Source organism: Hymenobacter sp. J193 (assembly GCF_024700075.1).
Classification (GTDB): domain Bacteria; phylum Bacteroidota; class Bacteroidia; order Cytophagales; family Hymenobacteraceae; genus Hymenobacter.
On record NZ_JAJONE010000001.1, the window covers coordinates 950,327 to 973,420 of the forward strand.

Below are 23,094 nucleotides of genomic sequence, written 5' to 3' on the forward strand. Positions count from 1 at the left end.
GGGAAATGGTACGCCCGCAACGTGTAAAGTGTACTTTCCGTTGTCGGGCTTCGGCCGGGTTAAACCAGAAAACCGCCCCACCGATGCACCAGAAGCCGGCGGGCTGGCCTATTTTTGCGCCGCCGGGCGTGGGGCCGGGCAAGTAAAAGCACTGGGAATTGCTGTTTCGCTGCGTAGGTTTTCGTTGGATTTTTTAGGGCTGCTGCTTGTGGCCGGCGGGCTGCGGCCTTCGTGTGCCCGGGCCCAGGCCGGGGCTCCGCTGCTGCGGGAGCTGGCGCTGCGCACCGATACCGTCAGCTACCACCTTAGCCGCCACGTGCTGGCCATGAAGGGTGAGCCGCACCTGTACTTTACCTACCGCCGCGACGACGAAACGGCCGATCTGCTGGTGTATCCGCAGCCCGATGTGCGCAAGCCGCTACGCCTCGTGCGCTCGGCCGACTTTCAGCTGCTCGACTCGCTCACCCTGGCCGCCGACGGCACGCACTACCGGGCCAAGCTGCGCTTCCGCGACCTGACGGCGGCCCAGTTTCTGCGCCTCACCTTTACGGCCCCCGCCGATTCGGCGGGCCGCCCGCCCCTGTCGCAGACGGTGGATCTGCTGCCCGTCACGCGCACCACGCTGGAGTTCCGGCCCACCGATACGGAGCTGTTCGTGGGTGAGGAAAAGGTGTTCGACATCGGCAGCAACAACCCCAAAAACGTGCGCACCACCGGGGAGTGGACGCGCGGCCAGGACATCGACTACCGTCTCACCCAGGAAAAAGGCCAGCTGCGCCTGCACGTGCTGCCCAACAACGTAGGCACGCGCATCCTCACCGTGCGCCCCCAAACGGAAAAGCCGTTTCTTACCGACAACAACCGCCGCCTGAGCTACGCGTTGCCGCCCATCCGGCAGGATTTCACGGTGAAAGCCTCACGCCTGCGGTTTCTGAGCGTCGATAAAAAGGAAATTACGCTGGTGGAGGCCACCCGTCGCCAGGGCGTAGAGCTGATTCTGGACAATGGCCGCACCTTCGACCTGCGCCGCACCTACCGCATCGAAGACCAGGAGGAGCCCGGCGGGGAGCTGATTGCCGAGCTCTACATCCGCCAGTACCTGACCAACGACCGGGTACTGTGCTGGCTGCGCGTGTATAACACCCACCGCCAAACCGACAGCTACCTCTACATCAAGGAAAACGACCAGGCCAAGTACGTCACCAACTTCAATATCTCGCCCAAAACCACCATCAGCGGCCTGAGCGTGCGGCACCGCGGCGGCGACTGGACCAGCAACAACAACGTAAACCCCGGCGAAACCGTGGACGTGCGCCTGGATGGGGAGTCGTTGCAGCGGGCCCGGTTTCACTTCGAGGACGTGCAGGTGGTGCCCTCCGATTCCAGTATCCGCTCCGATGCCTCCGTGGTGTACCGCGTGCAGATTCCACTCACCAGCGACAAAAAGCGCATCAACATCTTCAACGCCGGGCAGCCGACGGGCTTTGCGCTGGCGGTGCGCGAGTTTCAGCGCCCTCACCCGCTCGATTTCGTGAGCATCACGTTTGGCGAGTCGCCCCGGCCCGTCACGCGCTTCAACGGGCCCATCCTATACGACCGCACCATTTCGGACGTGGTGTTTGGCTTCAACGCCGCAGGCATCGATACCGAGCAGCAGCTCTACGGCAAGCAGTACCTTACTTTCGATATCCGCACCCAGAACAGCAAGGGCGAGCTGATTGAAATGCGCACCATCGACAACATAGTGGTGTGCCCGGATGGCACTTCGGTGCGGGCCGCGTTTTACCAGGACAAGCAGTGCCAGGTGGGCAATATCAGCCTGAACAACCTGCTTTCCGCCCGCAAAACCCACGATCTGGACGACTGGAGCACTATTATCATTACGGTACGCCACACCCAGAGCCAGTACACTGAGCCAGGTTTTACTCAGAAGCTGGAGCTGGTGCTCAAGCGCAAGATGAAGTTCGATATTGACGTGAGCTTTCCCGGCGGCCTGCTCACGCGCAAGCCCGGTGACACGGGTTTCGGCTCATTTGGGGGCATTTCCCTGGCCATGCTGGGGCAGCTGAGTTTCTATCATCCCGAGAAAATCAACCGCCTGCGGCCGTACAAGGTAGGGGCCGGCTTCGTGGCCCTTAACGCCTTCAACCTCAACAGCAGCGACACCTCCGTGGAGCGCGACCTGGGCATTGTAATTCTGGGCTCGGTATACCCTACGCGGCGGGAAGCCAAGCTCTCTTTTCCGCTGTATCTGGGCGGGGGGTGGCTGCTCTCGCGTGGCAAGCCCTTCTTCCTGTTGGGGCCGGGCATCGGGGTGCGGCTGTAAGCCGGACGTTATCCTTCGGCAAGAAACCGCGTTTAAAGCCAACGCCTGTCTGCACCGGACAGGCGTTGGCTTTTCATTTTAGCGTTGCGTATGTCTGCTACCGAATCGGCGCCGGTTTCTCTGCAGCCGGAAGCTTCTTCCAGCCGCCTGCCACTGTATGTTTCCCTGGGTTTGGTGGCCGCGCTGGTGGGCTGCTACTTTCTGTGGCCCGCTTTCCACGATGCCGTGCGGGAGGCCTTCACCATCCTCACCAGCGGCGACAAGCCCCGCATTGCAGCCTGGGTAAAGCAGTTCGGGTTCTGGGGGCCGGTGCTGGTCGTGCTGGCTATGGTAGCGCAGATGTTCCTGGTCGTCATCAACAACGTACTGCTGATCCTGGTGGCTATTCTGGCCTACGGGCCGTGGTGGGGGTCCTTGCTGGCCTGGGTGTCGGTGCTCACAGCTTCCACGGTGGGCTACTTTCTGGGCCGGGGGCTGGGTGGGGCCTTCGTGGCGAAAATCCTGGGCCGCAAAAACGCGCAGAAGGTAGAAGATCAGGTTGGCCGCTACGGCATTGGGGCCGTGTTCATTGCCCGGCTCACCCCGGTTATTTCCAACGACGCCATCAGCTTCGTGGCGGGGCTGGGCCGGCTGGGCTACCTGAAGTTCATTTCAGCCACCGCAGTAGGTATCCTGCCGCTTATCGGGCTGCTGGCTTACCTGGGCGAAGACACCAAACGCCTAAAGTCGGGGCTGCTGTGGGTTTCGGGCATCAGTCTGCTACTCTTTGCAGGCTACGTATTCTGGGACAAGCGCCGCAACCCGCAAGCCGCCCAAAAGCCTGACGATGGCCGCCCCCGCCCCGCCGGGCCTCTCCCCCACCACACGCCGCTACGTCGTTGAACAGGTATTGGTCTCGGACGCTTGAATAGCTGAAGATGCCTGCAGTAAGTCAGTAATCTGCCTTATTTCAAGTTGCTGCCGCTTCACCTAAAAACCAAAAAGGCTCCTGCTATGGAGCCTTTTTGGTTACACTATCAACCCATTACTCACCAAGACGGCGCTTCAGCTCGCGGATCTGATGCTCCAGGTCAAGCGTGCGGAAGGTTATTTTGGCTTCCAGGTCGCTGTACGAACGTTCCAACTGTTCCTGTAGCTGTTTTTGCTCGTTCACATCGGTGCAGGTCCCAAACCACTGGGTTATCTGGCCCTGCTCGTTGCGGATGGGCTTGGCCAGCCCCAGAAACCATCTATACTGCCCATTCAGGCCTTTGAAGCGGTACTCAATTTCATAGTCTTCGCCTGTGGCCAGGCAATGGCTCCATACTTGCCGGGCGCGGTCCTGGTCGTCGGGGTGCAGCAAGTTGTTCCACATTTCCGTGCCCTGGCTTTGCTCCACGGTGTAGCCCGTGTAGTCGATCCAGCGCTGGTTGAAAAACGTGTGAAAGCCCGCCGGGTCCGTCAGCCACACCATCTGCGGAATAAACTCGATGACCGTCTGGTACTGCTGGGCCTGCTGGCGGATGTGGGTGATATCAGTAATAGTACCTACAAAGCGCACGGCTTTGGTGCGGGCCTCATCAAAAATGGCCTGGCCGGTAGCCCGAAGCCAGCGCAGCTGGCCACCATCTTCCAATCCTACCGTGCGGTACTCAATATCGTACTGACCACGGCCGGCGGGGTCCAACGCCTGCTGCACCACGGCATCGGTGGCGGCACGGTCGTTGGGATGGAGGCCGGCCAGAAACCGGTTATAGTCGATGGGCGCGTCGGCGGGCAGCCCAAACAGCTCCTTGCACCGCGCCGACCATTGCAGGTCGCCGGTCAGGGGGTTGAAGTCCCAGGTGCCCACGCCGGCCGCTTCCACGGCGGTTTGCAGGCGTTCGAAGTTGGTGGAAGCAAGTAAATCAGACATAGCGCAAAGGCAGAGAGCAGGCGGGCTTAGGGCTGGGTGAGCTGGACTTCCATGCCCGAGAGGAAGTACAGGTTAAGCTGACTGTAGAGGCCATCGGCGGAGCGCCGCAGGCGGGTAATGAGGGCGCGGGTGGTTTCCTGGGCTACTTCAATTTCCAGGTAGGGGCGCTGCATCAGGTCGTCGCGCTGTACCGACCAGGAGCCGGCCTCCGTGTGCTGGGTGGCTTCGAGCTGCAGCTCACCCTGCAGCAGGCGCACGCGCGTGGCCTGGGCCAGCGTACTGGTGGGGTCCGTACGATTCAGCACCCGATCCGCCACGCGCCAATCCCCGTTGAGGTATTCCTCCGGCAGCTGTTGCAGGTTGACGTCGAAAAGCAAATCAGTCATATAAGGCAGATAGGTGGTGTGCCGACCTGCGGTTCCCACGAAAGTATAGAGGCGCTTTTCAGAAGCTCAACCGCTCCCGCTTCAGCAAATTCAAGGAATCAAAACCCGACGGGCTGCAAAAAGTTCAGGGTTTCGTACCCGGATAATGTAAACCCCCGCAGGCAGAGGGCGTTGCAGAATCCAGGTGTAGCCCTGCCGCAGCTGCTGACTGGTAGCGGTAATCTGGGCGCACACTCGTCCCAGCATGTCCGTCAGCTGCACCACACCCTCCATCTGCGCCGCCCCAACGCGGATGGTAAATCGGTTGGCCGTAGCCTCGGACACCTCTAGGTGCGGCTTTGGGGCGGCTGGCGCTTCGGTGGCCGTTACGCGGCCCGGCCCGGCCGGCAAACTCACGTATAACTGCCCCAACTCGGTGAGCTGCCCGTAGTCGCCGAGCAGATTGATGTTGGGGATTTCGCCGTTGCGGCCCGAAAACCAGGCGTAGCGGGCCACGCTCGGCTCATTTTCCAGGTAGCTCACCGCCGCCTTCATGTATTCCTTCTGCTTGGCCAGCGTGATTTGCGCGTGGGGCAGGTCGCCGCAGGCAAACTCAGTAAGCCAGAGGGGCCTACCGTACTTCTTAAAGCGGCCGATATACCACTGCAGCGCCCCTAAGTCGCAGGCGTACCAGTGCACGGCAATGTAATCGACCTTGCAGGTAGGACAGGCCGCGAAAAACGCATCGAGGTAGTCGACGGGGTCCGTAAACTTCTGGCCGTTTTCGGTCACGCAGTCCCCGCAGTAGTTCACAGCGGGTGAGGCCAGCTTGAGCCCCCGCTGCCGGGCCGTTTGCTCCAGCTCCTTCCAGCGGGCGGCCGCTACGCTGGGCGGCATATTGGCCTGCGTCAGGAAATTCGGCTCGTTGAAGCCTAATAGCGTTTTGACGTCGTAAGGCAGCGTAAAAATCAGGTCATCGGCCTTGGGCGTTCCACCCCATACCATGGGCACAAACTCCACGCCGGCGCTGCGGTACAGGTCCTTCACGGCATTTTCGGGCGTGGGCGCCCAGTTGTACCACCAGCTGATGCCCGGGGCCAGAACCCGCAAATCGGCGGCGGTATGCTGGCCGTAGGCCAGGCCGCGCTTCAGGCTTTTCGTGGTCTGGGCCGACGCCGGGGCACTCAATCCTCCAGCGGCCAGCAGGAGCCACAACAGGTAATAGCGGATAGATAGCATGACAGGCTTGCGCTGTTTGACTTACTGCAGGGGCCCGTCGAAGGTACGCAAACGCCGCTTACCGCAACCCGCCCCGGCCTGACTCATCCGCCAATGAGCCATCCAACTGTGGCGGGCGAAAGCCGCGTAGGCGCAGGGAGTTGGTCAGTACCGACACGGAGCTCAAAGCCATAGCAGCGGCGGCCAGCATGGGCGAAAGTAGGATTCCAAACATTGGATACAGCAGCCCCGCTGCCACCGGAATGCCCAGCGCGTTGTAGATAAAGGCGAAAAACAGGTTCTGGCGGATGATGCCAATGGTTTGGCGGCTCAGTTCCAGGGCCGTGACCACGCCGCCTAAGTCGGAGCGCATAAGGGTGATGCCGGCCGCTTCCATAGCTACGTCGGTGCCGCTGCCCATAGCCAGTCCTACGTCGGCCTGGGCCAGCGCGGGCGCATCGTTTATGCCGTCACCCACCATGGCCACAATTCGGCCTTCGGCCTGCAGCTCCTGCACCTTGCCGGCTTTATCCTGGGGCAGCACCTCGGCAAAGTAGCGGGTAATGCCCACCTGCCGGGCCATCTGGCCGGCCGTTTGCGGGTTGTCGCCGGTCATCATCACCACTTCCAGCCCCATGCTTTGCAGGCGCCGGATAGCCGCCGCCGAGGTAGGGCGCACGGTATCAGCCACGCCCAACAACCCAGTTACCTGGCCCGCTACCGCTACGTACAGCACCGTTTTGGCCTGAGTCAGCAGCGTTTCGGCCTGGGTGGAGAGTTCGGCAGAAAGACCTATGCCGGCTTCGGAGAGCAGCCGCTGGTTGCCGATAAGCACGTCCCGGCCATCCACGGTAGCTGAAGCGCCCTGACCTTCTACCGCCCGGAAACTGGTAGCAGGCAGTTTCACAACCTGCCGGGCATCGGCGTAGCGCACCACGGCCTCCGCCAACGGATGCTCGCTCTGCCGCTCCACTGCGGCTATCAAGGCCAGTAGCTGACCCATATCCTGATCAGGAGCCGTCACGTAGTCCGTTACGGCCGGCTCGCCGCGGGTGATGGTACCGGTTTTATCCAGCAGCACGGTATTCACCTGGTGGGCCTTTTCCAGCGCCTCCGCATTGCGTACCAGCACCCCGTACTCGGCTCCTTTGCCCGTGCCCACCATAATAGCAGTGGGTGTAGCCAGCCCCAGCGCGCACGGGCAGGCAATGATGAGCACCGCCACGAAATTGACCAACGCCAGCGGCAGGCGCGTTTCGGCCGGGGCCAGCGCAAACCAGAGGGCAAAGGTAAGCAAGGCAATGCCCACCACCGTAGGCACAAAAACGGCGCTGACTTTATCGGCCAGGCGCTGGATGGGCGCGCGGCTGCCCTGGGCGTCTTCCACCAGCTGCACAATCCGGGCGAGCATGGTATCGGTGCCGGTTTTCGTCACGCGGAAGCGGAAGGCGCCGGTTTTGTTGAGCGTGGCCCCAAATACCAGGTCGCCCACGTTCTTTTCTACCGGCAGACTTTCGCCCGTGAGCATGGCTTCGTCCACGGCCGAGTGGCCTTCTTCGATGATGCCGTCGGTGGCTACTTTTTCGCCGGGGCGCACCAGCACCACGTCGCCCCGCTGCACCAGCTCAATAGGCACATCTATTTCCTGGCCGCCGGGGCGAACCACGCGGGCGGTTTTGGGCTGCAGCCCCATCAGCGTGCGAATAGCGGCGGAGGTTTGGGTTTTGGCCCGCAGCTCCAGCACCTTGCCAAGCAAAATCAGGGCAATGATGGTAGCCGTGGTATCGTAGTACACCTCGGGCATGAGGCCCCGCCGCATGAAAAAGCCGGGGGCTACCGTAGCGGCCAGGCTATAGAGAAAAGCGGCCCCGGTGCCCACGGCAATAAGCGTGTCCATGTTGGCCGTGCGGTGGCGCAGCCCGTTCCAAGCAGAGTTGTAGAACTCCCGCCCACTGTAGGCCAGCACGGGCAGCGTGAGCAGGAGCAGCGAGTAGTTCAGCCACTGCATGTTCAGGCGATGCATCAGCGCAGGCCAGAGCATGAGCATACTCAGGGGCATGATGAGCAAAGCCAGCCCGGCGGCCACCCAGAACCGGCGCTTGAGCTGCTGGTAGGCGGCGGCTTTTTGGCGGTCCAGCTCGGCACTACGCTCGGCGGCGCTGGTATCGGGGGCGCGCTCGGTCACGCCATAGCCGGCCTGCACCACGGCCTCGCGCAGGGTAGCGGGACTGGCCTGATCGGGCAGGTACTGGATGGTGGCTTTTTCGGTGGCGAAATTGACGATGGCGCTTTGCACGCCCGGCGTGCGGCTCAAGGACTTTTCCACGAACGATGCACACGAGGCGCACGTCATGCCTTCGATATCGAGGGTGGTAATTTCAGTTTCGGGCGAGGCAGACATAAAGGCTTGATAGTTTGATTAGCATAGGGCGCGGAGGCCAACCAGCCCCAGGCACCAAAGCACTAAACAAAGTAACAGCCGCTTTGCCTCCCAGTAGGTACTGAATCCGGCGTAAATCCTGCATAATTCAGCTGCCGGCAAGCGCATCATGGCAGTGTCACCCGAATCCAAACCTTGGTTCGCCAGTTAATCCAGTGCTTTCGGCGTTGCTTGAAATAACTTCAGTGGACACGCGTCTGGGCGGGGGCAAGCCCCGCCCCTACCCGCCGCAGGGCTATTCCCAGGTAAACGAAGCCGCGCAGGTTGCGTCGTTGTTGCCGGGTGAGTTCACCTGCGCGCCTACCGTGTATTCGTGCATCAGCTCGGCGGCGTGGGGGCGCAGCAGCTGCAGGTGTTCCTGGGCACCGACGTGGTCGTCGAGCCAGGCCAGCTCCGCTTCGCGGCCGGGCAGAATTACCGGCATCCGGTCGTGGATGCCGGTCATCAGCGTGTTGGGCTCGGTGGTGATGATGGTGAAAGTAGGCTGCACTTCCCCGGTTTCGCGGTTCACCCATTCGTCCCAGAGGCCCGCCAGCGCAAACGGCTGCTCGGTGCGCAGCAGGATGCGGTGCGGCACTTTGGGGCCTTTGCTGCCAGTAGCGGGCCGCTGCCACTCGTAGAAGCTGTCGGCCAGCACCAGGCAGCGCCGACGCTGCAACAGCTGCCGGAACGAGGGTTTTTCGGGTAGCGTCTCGGCGCGGGCATTGATGGGCTTAGGCGCTGCTTTCACGTCCTTCACCCAGGCTGGCAGCAACCCCCACTGAAACAGCTGCACCTTGCCCGGCTCCGTGTTCGTGATGATGGGCAGGCGCTGCGACGGCGCGGCGTTGTAGGTAGGCGCCACATCCAGCGGCACGGAAGCCTCAAAACGTTTTTCCAGGAGGGAAGGGGGAACAGTGAGCGTGTAGCGGCCGCACATAAAGCAGGAGAAATAGGAACCCAGCCCCCGCGGCTGGCTTATCTGCTTACGATCTTCAGAGTAGCACTGTTCGACGTCGGCCCGGCTACGCAGTCACTTATAGACCGTAGCCGGCAAAGAAAAGCCCCGCTTCCAAGTCGGAAACGGGGCTTTCTGCAGAGAAGGAGGGATTCGAACCCCCGGAGGTTTAACCCTCAACGGTTTTCAAGACCGCCGCAATCGACCACTCTGCCACTTCTCTAAAGACAGCAAACAAGCAAAATGGCGATACAATGATTTCTCACGCATTCACCATTTCACTCTTTCACTGTTGCAGAGAGGGGGGGATTCGAACCCCCGATACCCTTGCAGGTATAACGGATTTCGAATCCGTCGCATTCGACCACTCTGCCACCTCTCTAAAGGTCCCGATTGAGTGATTGGGACGACAAAAGTAGTCGGCGCCGCTGCTTAGCGCAAGCCGGCTGGTCGTTTTTTTTCGGCCCTAGGCTGATTTTTGCTCCGCTCCCGAAGCTACAGCCTCACCTTTAACCACATAGCGCTTCAGGCGGCCCGTCACGGCATCGATGCTCACGTTCACCTCGAAGCCCACAATGAGCGTCATACACACGAAGTCGAGCCAGACCATGAAGCCTACCAGCGCCCCGATGGAGCCGTAGAAGTGGTTGTAGGAGTCGAAGATCTTGATGTAGAGGATGAACAGCGCGGACACCAGAAAGATGAGCAGTGTGGCCACCACCGCCCCAGCCGAGAGAAACGGCCACCGGTCCTGCACGGCCGGCACGTAGTAGTAAATCAGGCAGGTGATAAACAAAAACAGCCCCACCACCGAGCCGTAGCGCAGCAAGGCAATGAGCAGCGCCGTAAGCCGCTCGGGCACAATCTCATAAAATACCAGCGTATCAATAATATACGTCCCGAAGAAGATACCCGCAATAGCCACAATCAGCACCGTAGCCAGCACAATGGTGAGCAGTGTGGCAATGACGCGCTTGCGCAGGTACGTGCGGCGCTTGAAGGTGTGGTACTTCTTGTCGAAGGCGTCGAGCAGGGCCATGATGCCGTTGGAGCTGAGCACCAGCGCCGTGCCGAAACCAAACGAGAGCAGCCCCCCGTGCGGAATGTTCACGATGTCCTCAATGGTATCGGCAATGACCACGTACATGCCCTGCGGAATCAGGTCGGAGAGAAACTGCAGGATGTCTAGGTTCAGATTGGGAACCGGGATGTAGGGGATGAGCGTGAACAGGAAGATGATGGTGGGGAAGATGGCAATGGTGAAGTTGAAGGCCATGTAGGAGGCACGCTTCGTCACGCTGTCCAGCTTCAGCTCCAGTATCATACGGTCCACCACGTCGTACACCGAGGCCTGCCCATCGTTGAAGCGCAGCCGCTTGAGCCACACGATCAGGCGGCGGTAGGAGCGCCCCCGACGAACATCGGACACGCGGTAGCGGCGGGGCATTCGCATGAGCATGGCTCTCGGGTTAACAGGTTTTCTTGGTTGATGGCTGAATGGCTGGCTTGTTGAATCGTTGACAGAAAGCTGTATAGACAGAAGCGCTTATTTCACCTTCCTACTATCCAACAAGTCAACCATTTAAGCAGACGACCATTTATCCCTTCAGGAAAGCCGCCGGGGCCGGGGCATCTGAGGGGTTGGCGGGCGGCGTGATCGGGCTGCCCAGGTCGTCTTCGGTGAAGTAGGGCGCCAGCTTGGCCTGGATATCGGCGGGCATGGGTACGGGGCGGCCGGTGGCAGCATTCACGAACACCATCAGCGTGTGGCCCTCGGTGAGCAGCTCTTGGGCTTCGTTGTAGATTTCATACTCGAACAGCACCCGGGAGCCTTCGGCGGGCTGCTTGAGCAGCAGGCGCACCGTGAGCAGGTCGTCGTAGCGGGCCGGGCGGCGGAAGCGGGTGCGCAGCTCCCCTACCGGCATACCTACGCCGTCGGCTTCCATATCCTTGTAGCGGATGCCCAACTGGCGAAACGCTTCGGTGCGGGCTACCTCAAAGTACGCGGCGTAGTTGCCGTGGTACACGTAGCCCATCTGGTCGGTTTCAGCGTACCGCACGCGGATCTGAGTGTCGTGACTGTACATTGGTTTTTGGGTTAGGCTATGTTATATAGTTCCGGCAGGTTTAATAAATGATGACCGTACACCTTGACAGCTTTCAGATCTACTACTATCACCAAAAATACCTCTGCTTTATTTGTCGGGACAAGCACCTGATCAAACCGACTACTGGCGTCTCTATATACGTGTTCGACAAACTCAAACTGAGCTTCGTAGCCTTCCAGATCAGCTGGTGATATAGCTTCCACATAAGGCCATATGTCGAGCAAAGGCTCGGCCGTTTCAGTTACATCTTGCATAGGTGCCTGAAAAGTCTGCAGAAACGCCTCTTTGCTTAGCTTATTGACCACCATCACCCACTACTTCATAATTCCCTTACGGCTCAGGGCGGCCTGATAGCGGCGGGCGTTTACAAGGTGCTCCTGCTCATTACGGGCAAAGGCATGGTAGCCGCTGAAATCCTCCTTGGCGCAGAAGTACAGGTACTGGTGGCTTTCGGGGTTCAGCACGGCGTCGATGCTGGCAATGCTGGGCAGGTTGATGGGGCCGGGCGGCAAACCCGCGTACTTGTACGTGTTGTAAGGCGAGTCTTTCTGCAGATGTACGTTCAGCACGCGGCGGATACTGAAATCCTGGTTGGCGTACACCACCGTGGGGTCGGCCTGCAGCTTCATGCCGCGCCGGAGGCGGTTGAGGTACACCCCGGCCACGCGGGGCCGCTCGTCGGCGTGCTGCTGCTGCTCAGCCTCCACAATGCTGGCCAGCGTGCTTACCTCGGCCCGGCTAAGGCCCAGTTTTTGGCGCTTGGCGTCGCGGGCAGGCGTCCAGAACTTATCGTACTCCTTTTTCAGGCGCTGCATGAGGTTGTCGGGCGTCGAGTTCCAGTACAGCTCGTAGGTGTTCGGAATGAACATCGTGAGGATGCTCGTGGTGTCGAAGCCCAGGGCCTTGGTGTAGGTGGGCGAGCGAAGCAGGGAGTCGAACTGTCCGGGGCGCGAGTCGATGGCGGTGCTGAGCTTGCGGGCCAGATCCTGGCGCAGCCGGATGTTCTGAAACGTGAGCTTGAGCGGGGACTGGCGCCCGGTGCGCAGATCGTTGATGAGCTGGCGGTTGGTGTAGCCCTCCTTCAGCTCGTAGCGGCCGGGTTTCACCAGCTTGTCATATTTCATGAGGCGGGCCACGAAGTGCAGGCTGAGCTTATCCACGATGGCGCCGGTGGCCTCAATGGAGTCGAGCACGGCTTTGGCCGTCTGCCCCCGGCGCACCAGCACGTAGGTGGGGCGGCCCTTGGTTTCGACGTTGGGCGTGAAGAAAACCTGGTAGAAGTAGTAGGAAAAGGTAATGAGCAGGATGCCCAGCACGCCCACGATGTAGGCGAAGCGGTTGCGACGGCGCAGGGCCTGGGCTTTGTAGTCGATGCGGGGTTTGGCCATACGGCGGCAGCACGGAAAAATGAAGTAATCCAAAGACAATGCTATTTCCGGTTGCGTAACCGGACGAAGCGGGTAACTTTAGGGCTCGAAATTACAGCTTCTTCTTTCACCTTCTTTCTTTGTTTATGTTGCACCCTTACTCTCTCGGCATGGTCGCACGGCGTTTTGCCCTCGGCATGCTCGGTCTCACGTTTGCTACGGCAGCTCAGGCGCAGCTTGGTACTTACTCTTTTGGCACGACCACGCCTTCTACGGGTGATGAGGCTACTTATGCTGTAGATGCTCAGCCCACGAATGCTACCTTCTCGCCTATTTCCCGCGGAGCCGGTGTAACGCCTTCAGGCGCGGGCGGCACGTTCTCAGCTCTCGGCTGGACGCTGGGAGCCACCCCCGATGCCGCTGACTATTTCTCCTTTTCTGTTACGCCCGCCGCTGATCATAAGCTGGATCTGACCAGCATCACGCTGGACGAGCGTCGTTCCGGTACTGGCATTGGGGAGTGGGTACTACGCTCCAGCCTGGATAATTTCACGGCTGACCTTGTCAAAGTAACCGTACCGGATGAGAATACTATTCGGAACAAGAAAATTGATCTGCCGGCCGCATTTATGGGCCTGACTTCCGCCGTGGAGTTCCGCTTCTACGGTTACAAAGCTGAAGCAGACGCGGGCACCTGGCGCCTTGATAACATCAAGGTAGACGGCACAGTAACTGGCGGCGGCGTGGTAACCCCCACCGCTCCGGTAATTTCCTTCGGTACGGCCGCCGTGACGGTGGAGGAAAACGTGGGCAAGGTGAATATTCCGGTGAAGCTGAGCGCTGCCAGCACCCAGGAAATTACCGTGGACGTGGTAATTGCCACGCCCGCCGGCACGGCCACGTCTCCCGACGACTTTACCTTCACCAAGACCACCGTTACGTTCCCCGCCAACTCCACCGCTGAGAAGACCGTGGAAGTAACCATCGTGGACGACAACGTGCAGGAGGCCGCCGAAACCATCATCCTCGGCCTGGAAAATGCTATGCCCGCTGAAGGCGCTACCATTGCCTCCGGCACCAGCACCATCACCATTTCGGCTAACGATGAGCCAACGGTTATTACGTTATCCACCATTGCTTCCCTGACGGTGAATGATGCTGCCGGCGTGCCCGTTCAGACTGGCAAAACTGTATCCGTACGGGGTGTGGTTTACGGTACCAATACCCGCACTACGGGTTATCAGAACGTTGTTCTCAAGGACGAAACCGGTACAATCGGCCTGTTCTCTTCGCTGAATGTTGACGAGGTAGCCATGCTGGAAGAAGGTGACGAGGTAGAAGTAACCGGCCTGCTGACGCAGTTCAATGGCTTGAGCCAGATTGCTCTCACGGCTGGCACCCCAGCTGCCGAAGTACCAAACGCTGCCATTAAAGTCATCAGCAAAGGGGCTACGTTGGCAGAAGCTCGTACTATCACCGGCCCCTTGACGGAAGCTGACGAGTCGGATTTGGTGAAAGTAGGACCAGTAATGGTAGTAGATGCCGCTAAATGGGTAACTAACTCAACCGCTTCAGGTTACTCGGTTGATGTAAAGGATGCGGCTGACAATGTGTATTCCGTACGCATCAACAAAGGCACAACGCTATATAACACAGCGGCCCCTACTGGTGCTTTCACCCTGATGGGCGTTGCTACGCAGTTCGATGCCACGTCGCCTTATACGGAAGGCTACCAGATCGTACCTCGTCGCTTGGCCGATATCGTTTCCATCGAAACGGCCAACCGGGAGCCAGCCTTTGGCCGTGCGGTGCAGCTCTACCCCAACCCTGCCGCCAACCAGCTGACCCTGAAGCTGGGCACAGTTGGTCGCGGCGCCACGGTAGAAGTGCTAAGCCTACTGGGCCAGCGCATCAGCCGCACCACGGCCACCGGCAACCAGGCTGAGCTGAACGTGGCTGCCCTGCAGCGCGGCACTTACCTGGTGCGCATCACCACCAACGAAGGCTCAGTAACGCGTCGTTTCGTGAAGCAATAACCCATCTGGGTTTCTTTCGCGTAAGAAAGGCCCCGGCGCTTGCCGGGGCCTTTTTGCTTTCTGTCGGGCCGCCACCATCGAAAAAATTCCGGCCTGGATAGCAGGTTTATGCGGCCGCTGCTACCTTGCTTCGCTCCGCCTACCCCTGAGGCCGACCGTATTCCGAATTGGTTTTACCCTCCTACGCTTTCTGCTTATGTCTGCCACGCTGCTCCGCATTCACCCCGATAACCCACCCCAGAACCGCATTCAGCAAGCCGTAGAGGTGCTGCGCAATGGCGGCGTCATCATCTACCCCACCGATACTATTTACGGGCTAGGGTGCGACATTCATAATGCCCGGGCCGTGGAGAAGCTCTGCCGCATCAAAGGCGTGAAGCCCGACAAAGCCAACCTGTCGTTTATCTGCTCCGACCTTTCGCACATCACGGACTACGCCAACGGCATTACCACGCCGGTATATAAAGTGCTGAAAAAAGCCCTGCCGGGCCCGTTCACGTTTATTTTTGAGGCCAGCACCAAAGCTCCCAAGTACGGCGGAGTGAAGCGCAAAACCGTGGGCATCCGCGTGCCCGACCACAACATCTGTCTGGCCTTGGTGCGGGAGTTGGGCAACCCCATCGTAAGCACCTCCGTGCACGACGACGACGAAATTCTGGAGTACAGCACCGACCCCGACCTCATTTTCGAGAAATACCGCCCCCTGGTAGACCTTGTTATTGACGGCGGCTTTGGCAACAACATAGCCAGCACCGTCATCGACTGTACCGACGAGGACTTCAGCATCATCCGCCAGGGCGCCGGCGACATTGAGCAGTATCTGTAGCAAGTAGTGAAATGGTGAAAGGTGAAGTTGTGAATGATAGCTTGGTCTATTCGCAACTTCACCTTTCACCATTTTACCGCTTGTGTTTCCAGCGGCGGTGCGACCAGAGGTAGTCGGCTGGGGCGCGCTGGATGTCGCGCTCCAGGGCGCGGGCAAAGGCTTCGGTTATCTGGTGCTGATCCGGGTTTAGCGGGGACTGTCCATCGAACAGCTCTTCCAGCACAATGCGGTAGTAGCCGCGCCGCACCCGCTGGATGCTCACGTACACCACCGGCATCTGGAAATGCGCTGCTAGCCGGTCGGCACCAGTGTAGAAAGCCGTATCCTGGTGCAGCAGCTCTGTCCAGTAGCGGTTGGTGGGGTTGCTGGGGCTCTGGTCGGAGAGCATGCTGAGCACCTTCTGCCGGTTGCGGGTAGCGGCCATGTAGCGGATGGTTTCGCGCATGGTCACCAGCTCGGCCCCGGTGCGGGTGCGCAGCTTGTACATGAACTCGTCGAAAAACGCGTTGTTCAGCGGCTGGTACACGCCCACGGCCGGTACATCCAGCTGCAACTGCCCGGAAGTCAGAATCCACTCCCAGTTGCCGGCATGGGAGCCCAGGGCCAGCAGTGACTTGCCTTCCTTGAGCCGGTCCGTAATAACGTGCTTGTTGGGATACTCCACCCGGCGGTTAAGCTGGGCGGGGGTAGCCTGGCGCAGCCACAGTATTTCCACCATCAGCTGGGCAAAGTGCCGGTAAAACCGCCGGGCCAGCTGCCGGTGCTCCGCCTCAGTTTTTTCCGGGAAAGAATTGCGCAGGTTCTCCAGTACCACCCGCTGCCGGTAGCGCAGCACGTAAGCCATCAGAAAATAAAGCACTTCGGCCAGGCCGTACAACAGCGGCAGCGGCAGAGCAGCTGTAGCGCGTAACAGCCAGTCGAGGGGCCGGAAATACCACGGGTAAGTTGCCGCAGCAACGGGTGAACTCATAAGCGAAGGGAGGCCGCAGCCGGGGCGTACGTATCGGGCTGCCGCAGCACCCGGGTGGTTTTGCTGGCCAACAGCTTGTTTTTGGCCCCGCGAACTTCCACAATTAAATCGTATTCCCCAGCGGGCAACTTCGCAATGTCCATATCAACGAGGATAAGATGCGGAGAACCTGACACGCCTTTTGCCGTGCCGGTGCCCGCTGCCGCGTCCTTGGTGCCGCCTACTAGGCGCAGCCGGTATTTCGTCGTTAGCGTCTGCTCAGTGGGGGCGTTGTATAGCTCGGCATAGGCAAAAAGCTGGTCGGCACCGCGCCCGTAGAGGCCGCCGGGCGTGCGGATAAGCAGGTAGCCGCCCCGGTTGAAGTTGGTATCGGCGGGGGAACGGCTGGGCGCTTTGGCCAGCACCGCTACGTCGCTCAGGCGCAGCCCAGGCTGGTCGAACTGCATGAGCAGCGGAACATCCACAATGCGGTTGCCACCGGCTTTGTACTGGTCGCGCACCTGCCCGCGCACGGTATAGGTGCCATCGGGCAGCACCACGCGCTTCTGAAAGCTCATCGGGTTTTTGATGGCCTGCGTGGTGTCCTTCAGCACCGGCGGCTTCAGCTTGATAACTTCGCTGTAAACAATCTGCCCATCGGCCTTCAGCACTTCCAGCGTAAGCACGGCCGAAGCCTGAAATGCTTTGGGTGCGCGGCGCTGGTACGTAAGCGAGTTGCCGTCGACGGTGGCGTACAGCTCCAGCACGCCGCCCTTCCGGCCGATGTCCAGATTGCGGAACGCGGCCACGTCCAGCTGCAGTTTGGGAGGAGCCGCCTGGGCAACAACTGCCAGAACCAGGGCCAGCAATACAAGTATATAATGCTTCATGTCAGGATGGCGGAAACGAGTCAGGAAATTTTACGGTAGGCAATGCGGCTAACGCCCGTACTTTGGCCTGGGTTCCCGCGTGCGGGCCCCAATATCTGCCGCCTGCCAAGCCAGCATCATGCCCGTTTTGTTTGAACTCCAATATAATCCGCCCGCGGCATTTTTTGCCGAGCTGCCTGGCAATGATATGCTCCTGCTGGAACGCCACGAGCACTACCACAAGCAAACCTACCGCAACCGCTGCCTGATTCTCACGGCCCAGGGCGTGCAGCCGCTCACCGTGCCCGTTGTTGATGGCAACCGTAGCGAAAAAGTCCTTATTAGCGCGCTGGAAATCGACTATCGGCAGAACTGGGTGCACCGCCACTGGCGCACCTTGCAAACCGCCTACGGCAGTAGCCCGTATTTTGCCTACTACGCCGACTATCTGCACGATATTTACGTACAGAAAATACCGTTACTTTTCGACCTGAACCTGGCGCTGCTGCACCTGCATCTGCGTTGCCTGCGGCTTCGGATTCCCGTGGAATTCACCGCCGCTTATCACCCCACCTACTCCCCCACTGCCGTGCGCGACCGGCGCGACTGGCTGACACCCAAAGCTCCTATTTCCCCGGAACCTGACAGGACGTCGGTACGCCCCTATCCCCAAACGTTTGGCGCACCGTTTGTATCTGGCCTGAGCATCCTGGACCTGCTGTTTATGCAGGGTCCGGCCGCCGGCAGTTTTCTCGTGTAGGGTTTTTGCCGTTCTCTTTTTCCCCTTCCGAACCCTGGCCCGTATTTGCCTGTTTTCAGGTAGCGGCGGCCCGGCCCGCTTTTCGTCCGCCGCGGCGTATCACTTGCGGGTTTCCCTTTTTCTTCACTACTTATCTGCATGGAAGCTAAATTCTCAAATCGAGTCAAGGAGGTTATATCCTTGAGCCGGGAGGAAGCCATCCGGCTCGGGCATGACTATATTGGCACCGAACACCTATTGCTGGGCATGATTCGCGAAGGCGAAGGCACTGCCATCGGCTTGCTTAAAAAGCTGGGCATTTCCGTGGACGAGCTGAAGTATGCGCTGGAGCAGGCTACCCGCAACACGGCCACCCAGGGCACCAGCATCACCGGCTCTATCCCGCTCACAAAGCAGACCGAGAAGGTTCTCAAGATTACTTACCTGGAAGCCAAAATCTTTAAGAGCGAAATCATCGGCACGGAGCACTTGCTGCTTTCCATCCTGCGCGATGAGGACAACATCTCTTCCCAGATTCTGGCCAAGTTCAACGTTAACTACGAAGCAGTGCGCGACTCCCTCGACTACCGCGGCAACGCCGCCGGTCCCTCCGCCGGTCCTTCTGACACCGACGACGACGACAACGACAAACTCTTTGGTTCTTCTTCGAAGTCGGGCAGCAGCGCGGCCGCCAAGAAGCCCGGCGAGAAGTCGCGCACTCCGGTGCTCGACAACTTTGGCCGCGACCTGACCAAGCTGGCCGAAGACGACAAGCTCGACCCCATTGTGGGCCGCGAAAAGGAAATTGAGCGCGTAGCCCAGATTCTGAGCCGCCGCAAGAAAAACAACCCCATCCTCATTGGTGAGCCCGGCGTAGGTAAAACGGCCATTGCCGAAGGCCTCGCCCTGCGTATCATTCAGAAGAAAGTGTCGCGCGTGCTCTTCAACAAGCGCGTCGTTACGCTGGATCTGGCCTCGCTGGTAGCCGGCACCAAGTACCGCGGTCAGTTTGAGGAGCGCATGAAGGCCGTGATGAACGAGCTGGAAAAGTCGCCCGACGTGATTCTGTTCATTGACGAGCTGCACACCATCGTGGGCGCCGGCGGTGCCAGCGGCTCGCTCGATGCTTCGAACATGTTCAAGCCGGCCCTGGCCCGCGGCGAAATTCAATGCATCGGAGCTACCACGCTGGACGAGTACCGGCAGTATATCGAGAAGGACGGCGCCCTGGCTCGTCGTTTCCAGATGGTGATGGTGGACCCCACCACGCCCGAGGAAACCATCGAAATCCTGCACAACATCAAGGACAAGTACCAGGACCACCACCACGTAGTGTACACCGACAAGGCCATTGAGGCCTGCGTGAAGCTGTCGGACCGCTACATGTCGGACCGGTTCCTGCCCGACAAGGCCATCGACATTCTCGATGAAGCCGGCGCCCGCGTGCACATCAACAACATTGTGGTGCCCGAGGATATTCTCAAGCTCGAAGAGCAGATTGAGAACATCAAGGTGGAGAAGAACCGCGTGGTGAAGTCGCAGAAATACGAGGAAGCCGCCAAGCTGCGCGACACGGAGAAGAAGCTGATTGATCAGCTCGACCAGGCCAAAAAGGACTGGGAAGAGGAGACCAAGAAGAAACGCTACACCGTGAAGGAGGAAAACGTGGCCGAGGTTATTGCCATGATGACCGGAATTCCCGTGAGCCGCGTAGCCCAGAACGAAAGCTCCAAGCTCCTGAAAATGGGCGAAGAGCTGCAGGGCAAGGTAATCGGGCAGGACAAGGCCATCAAGCAACTGGTGAAAGCCATCCAGCGCACCCGCGTGGGCTTGAAAGACCCCAAGAAGCCCATCGGCTCGTTCGTATTCCTGGGCCCGACCGGCGTAGGCAAAACGGAGCTGGCCAAGGTGCTGGCTACCTACCTCTTCGACAAGGAAGATTCGCTGGTGCGGATTGACATGTCGGAGTACATGGAGAAATTCAGTGTCTCGCGCCTGGTGGGCGCACCTCCCGGCTACGTGGGTTACGAAGAAGGCGGCCAGCTGACGGAGAAAATCCGCCGCAAGCCTTACTCGGTTATTCTGCTCGACGAAATCGAGAAGGCGCACCCGGATGTGTACAACCTGCTGCTGCAGGTGCTTGACGACGGTATCCTGACCGACGGCCTGGGCCGCAAGGTGGACTTCCGCAACACCATCATCATCATGACCTCCAACATCGGGGCGCGTGATCTGGCGGACTTCGGCGCGGGCATCGGCTTCGGCACCAAGGCGCGACAGGAAAACATGGACGAGCTGACGAAGGGCACTATCACCAACGCCCTGCGCAAAACCTTCTCGCCCGAGTTCCTGAACCGCTTGGATGATGTTATCGTCTTCAACTCCCTGGAGAAGTCGGATATTCACAAGATCATCGACATCAGCCTCAGCAAGCTCCTCTCGCGGGTGCAGACGCTGGGCTACCGTGTAGAGCTGACCGAAGCTGCCAAGGACTTCGTAGCCGAAAAAGGCTTCGACCCCAAGTACGGTGCGCGTCCGCTCAACCGGGCCATCCAGAAGTACATCGAAGACCCGATTGCGGAGGAAATCCTCAAAGCCCAGGTGGTGCAGGGCGACGTTATCACGGCCGACTACGAAGCCGGCAAGGATGAGTTGAACTTCTCTGTCAGCAAGAGTGGCGAGGCGCCTAATCTGGCCAGCGACGAGCGGCCCGCCGAGAAGCCCGAGTCGGGCGACGATGCGGACGCGAAGAAATAAGTTAATATTGAGTTAAGTAAAAACGGCCGGTTTCCGCGAGGGAGCCGGCCGTTTTTGTTTACTTGCTGGAGCTAATCCCGCTGTTCAAATTTTTACGCTGCTATGATACCGTTTCGTGGATGCCTGTTATTCGTAACCGCAATGCTACTGGCTGGCGCATGTGCCGGCCAGGCAATTTCCAGCTCTCTGCCTTATAACCCTGGCTTGTTGTGGCAAGAGCCCGCAGTAGCAACCGGAGTTGCCCCGGCTTTTGAGCCATCTGCCCGGCTACAGGGTGTGCGAGGCCTAGATGGCGTAGTGTACTGGGTGTCGGCGGACAAAGAGTCTATTACAGCCTATCACGAGCAACAGGTATTGTGGACTACCAATGTAGTAAAGGCCTGCAACAGAGCAGCTGGCCCGCCGGTTATTAGGCGTCTTGTTTTTAGCTCCGGTATGCTGTTCATTTTCGTCGGCCAGCGGACATACGCTGAGCTAGATCGTAAAACGGGAAAAGTGGTGATTACGGGAACAGATCCTAGCTAACGGGCCGTGCTCAGCAGCCAGAGAAGAAAGCCGCCGCACCCAAATTTAGGTGCGGCTTTTCTATGGCCGGGCATTACCTTTGGTGCCTGACTAAATTGCCCTTTTCAATACATCTGCCCCACCTCGTATGTCCGATCTACACGCTGAAGCCCAACTAAGCAAAACCGAAATTCTCGCCCGTAAAAACGCTGAAGCCCTGCTTGGTGGCGGCCAGGACCGCATTGATGCTCAGCACAAAAGAGGCAAGCTCACGGCCCGGGAGCGGATTGATTTGCTGCTGGATGAAGGCTCCTTTGAAGAAATTGGCAAATTCGTAATGCATCGCACCAAGGACTTTGGCCTCGATAAGGAATACTATTTGGGCGACGGGGTCGTGACGGGATACGGCACCGTCAATGGCCGGCTGGTATACGTTTTTTCGCAGGATTTCACGGTGTTCGGCGGCTCACTAAGCGAAACCTACGCCAACAAGATTGTTAAAATCATGGATCTGGCCCTCCAGAACGGCGCGCCGCTCCTTGGCTTCAACGACTCTGGTGGAGCACGTATCCAGGAAGGCGTGCTAAGTTTGGCGGGTTATTCCGACATATTCTACAAGAATACCCTGGCCTCGGGTGTGATACCGCAGCTGTCGGCCATTATGGGGCCGTGCGCGGGCGGCGCGGCCTACTCCCCTGCCATTACCGACTTTATCCTGATGGTCGAAAATACGAGCTATATGTTCGTGACCGGGCCAAACGTAGTGAAAACGGTAACCCACGAAAGCGTTACCAGCGAGGAGCTGGGTGGGGCCAACACGCACTCAAGCCGTAGCGGCGTTACGCACTTTGCCTGCGCCAACGAAATTGCCTGCATTACCCGGCTCAAGCAGCTACTGAGCTATATGCCTCAGAACTGCGAAGAAACGGCCCCGGCCCTCCCCTACGAGCCGGCGGATGAACTGCGCCCTCTGCTGGACAGCATCGTGCCCGAAAACCCCAATCAGCCCTACGATATGCGCGAAGTAATTGCGGGCATCATCGACGCTGACTCCTTTTTAGAAGTGCACGAAAACTTTGCCGAGAATATTGTCGTTGGGTTTGCCCGGCTGGGTGGGCGTAGCATCGGCATCGTGGGCAACCAGCCCGCGGTACTGGCCGGGGTGCTCGATATCAATGCCTCCACCAAAGCCGCACGTTTCGTGCGCTTTTGCGACTCCTTCAACATTCCGCTGCTAGTGCTGGAAGACGTGCCCGGCTTCCTGCCCGGTACTGAGCAGGAATGGCGCGGCATTATCACCAACGGCGCCAAGCTGCTGTATGCCTTCTGCGAAGCTACCGTGCCGCGCATCACCGTCATTACCCGCAAAGCCTACGGCGGCGCCTATGCCGTAATGAACAGCAAGCACATCGGGGCGGATATGAACTATGCCTGGCCCACGGCTGAAATTGCCGTAATGGGAGCCAAAGGCGCGGCCGAAATCATCTTCAAACGGGAAATTGCCCAGGCCGAAGACCCCGAAGCCAAGCTGCAGGAGAAGGTGGACGACTACCAGCAAAAGTTTGCTACACCTTACCGTGCCGCTCATCACGGGTTTATAGACGAAGTAATTCTGCCTTCCGAGACACGCCAGAAGCTGATCCGGGCGTTTAAGATGCTGGAAAACAAAGTGGCCACCCTGCCCCGTAAGAAGCACGGCAACATTCCGTTGTAGGGAGGCCTGTATGCAAATAAACCCAAGCCTGATTTTTGTAGTTGG

General features: G+C 59.3%; 18 protein-coding genes and 2 tRNA genes. 7 read left to right on the plus strand and 13 right to left on the minus strand.

Going from position 1 to position 23,094, the window contains the following annotated elements; translation table 11 throughout:
- The first annotated feature begins 28 nt into the window (after positions 1-28).
- Entirely contained in the window at positions 29-2,326 is a 2,298-nt protein-coding gene (locus tag LRS06_RS04040) for a hypothetical protein (RefSeq protein WP_257870300.1), read from the plus strand.
- Between the two features lie 90 nt (positions 2,327-2,416).
- Complete coding sequence (locus LRS06_RS04045) at positions 2,417-3,208, plus strand: TVP38/TMEM64 family protein (protein ID WP_257870301.1); 792 nt, start codon at positions 2,417-2,419, stop codon at positions 3,206-3,208.
- Positions 3,209-3,350: 142 nt separating this feature from the next.
- Here LRS06_RS04045 and LRS06_RS04050 read toward each other — a convergent pair whose 3' ends face one another.
- The 11 genes from LRS06_RS04050 to mltG all read right to left on the minus strand — a co-directional run bounded on the left by LRS06_RS04050 (position 3,351) and on the right by mltG (position 12,676).
- Positions 3,351-4,220: a PAS domain-containing protein gene (locus LRS06_RS04050; protein WP_257870302.1), complete on the minus strand. Its 870-nt coding sequence runs from the start codon at positions 4,218-4,220 to the stop codon at positions 3,351-3,353.
- Positions 4,221-4,246: 26 nt separating this feature from the next.
- On the minus strand, positions 4,247-4,606 hold the full coding sequence (locus tag LRS06_RS04055) for a hypothetical protein (protein ID WP_257870303.1): 360 nt from the start codon (positions 4,604-4,606) through the stop codon (positions 4,247-4,249).
- Positions 4,607-4,696: 90 nt separating this feature from the next.
- Positions 4,697-5,824, minus strand: coding sequence for a glycosyl hydrolase (locus tag LRS06_RS04060; RefSeq protein WP_257870304.1), 1,128 nt, complete (start codon positions 5,822-5,824; stop codon positions 4,697-4,699).
- 58 nt (positions 5,825-5,882) lie between these two features.
- Positions 5,883-8,204, minus strand: coding sequence for a cation-translocating P-type ATPase (locus LRS06_RS04065; RefSeq protein ID WP_257870305.1), 2,322 nt, complete (start codon positions 8,202-8,204; stop codon positions 5,883-5,885).
- 274 nt (positions 8,205-8,478) lie between these two features.
- Positions 8,479-9,162, minus strand: a complete 684-nt coding sequence (locus tag LRS06_RS04070) for an SOS response-associated peptidase (RefSeq protein WP_257870306.1) — start codon at positions 9,160-9,162, stop codon at positions 8,479-8,481.
- A gap of 156 nt (positions 9,163-9,318) precedes the next feature.
- Positions 9,319-9,403, minus strand: a tRNA-Ser gene (locus LRS06_RS04075).
- 72 nt (positions 9,404-9,475) lie between these two features.
- Positions 9,476-9,562 (minus strand) — tRNA-Ser (locus tag LRS06_RS04080).
- 84 nt (positions 9,563-9,646) lie between these two features.
- A complete protein-coding gene (locus tag LRS06_RS04085) occupies positions 9,647-10,627 on the minus strand; it encodes a YihY/virulence factor BrkB family protein (RefSeq protein ID WP_257870307.1) in 981 nt (326 codons plus the stop codon).
- Positions 10,628-10,778: 151 nt separating this feature from the next.
- Positions 10,779-11,267: a thioesterase family protein gene (locus LRS06_RS04090; protein WP_257870308.1), complete on the minus strand. Its 489-nt coding sequence runs from the start codon at positions 11,265-11,267 to the stop codon at positions 10,779-10,781.
- 11 nt (positions 11,268-11,278) lie between these two features.
- A complete protein-coding gene (locus LRS06_RS04095; RefSeq protein ID WP_257870309.1) occupies positions 11,279-11,542 on the minus strand; it encodes a hypothetical protein in 264 nt (87 codons plus the stop codon).
- 60 nt (positions 11,543-11,602) lie between these two features.
- Positions 11,603-12,676, minus strand: a complete 1,074-nt coding sequence (mltG, locus tag LRS06_RS04100) for an endolytic transglycosylase MltG (protein WP_257870310.1) — start codon at positions 12,674-12,676, stop codon at positions 11,603-11,605.
- Between the two features lie 149 nt (positions 12,677-12,825).
- On the opposite strand from mltG, the gene LRS06_RS04105 reads away from it, so the two are divergent.
- Positions 12,826-14,691: a T9SS type A sorting domain-containing protein gene (locus LRS06_RS04105; RefSeq protein WP_257870311.1), complete on the plus strand. Its 1,866-nt coding sequence runs from the start codon at positions 12,826-12,828 to the stop codon at positions 14,689-14,691.
- Positions 14,692-14,887: 196 nt separating this feature from the next.
- Positions 14,888-15,517: an L-threonylcarbamoyladenylate synthase gene (locus tag LRS06_RS04110; RefSeq protein ID WP_257870312.1), complete on the plus strand. Its 630-nt coding sequence runs from the start codon at positions 14,888-14,890 to the stop codon at positions 15,515-15,517.
- Positions 15,518-15,590: 73 nt separating this feature from the next.
- On the opposite strand, the gene LRS06_RS04115 is transcribed toward LRS06_RS04110, so the two are convergent.
- Positions 15,591-16,487 (minus strand): lysophospholipid acyltransferase family protein, encoded by an 897-nt coding sequence (locus LRS06_RS04115; RefSeq protein ID WP_257870313.1) that lies wholly within the window; start codon positions 16,485-16,487, stop codon positions 15,591-15,593.
- Complete coding sequence (locus LRS06_RS04120; RefSeq protein ID WP_257870314.1) at positions 16,484-17,356, minus strand: hypothetical protein; 873 nt, start codon at positions 17,354-17,356, stop codon at positions 16,484-16,486. The genes LRS06_RS04115 and LRS06_RS04120 overlap by 4 nt, the downstream gene beginning before the upstream one ends.
- A 118-nt stretch (positions 17,357-17,474) precedes the next feature.
- Between LRS06_RS04120 and LRS06_RS04125 the strand changes: the two genes are divergently transcribed.
- The 3 genes from LRS06_RS04125 (at position 17,475) to LRS06_RS04135 (ending at position 23,049) form a co-directional block, all read left to right on the plus strand.
- Positions 17,475-18,095 (plus strand): WbqC family protein, encoded by a 621-nt coding sequence (locus LRS06_RS04125; protein ID WP_257870315.1) that lies wholly within the window; start codon positions 17,475-17,477, stop codon positions 18,093-18,095.
- 138 nt (positions 18,096-18,233) lie between these two features.
- Positions 18,234-20,831, plus strand: a complete 2,598-nt coding sequence (locus LRS06_RS04130; RefSeq protein WP_257870316.1) for an ATP-dependent Clp protease ATP-binding subunit — start codon at positions 18,234-18,236, stop codon at positions 20,829-20,831.
- 652 nt (positions 20,832-21,483) lie between these two features.
- Entirely contained in the window at positions 21,484-23,049 is a 1,566-nt protein-coding gene (locus LRS06_RS04135) for an acyl-CoA carboxylase subunit beta (RefSeq protein WP_257870317.1), read from the plus strand.
- The last annotated feature ends 45 nt before the right edge of the window (positions 23,050-23,094 follow it).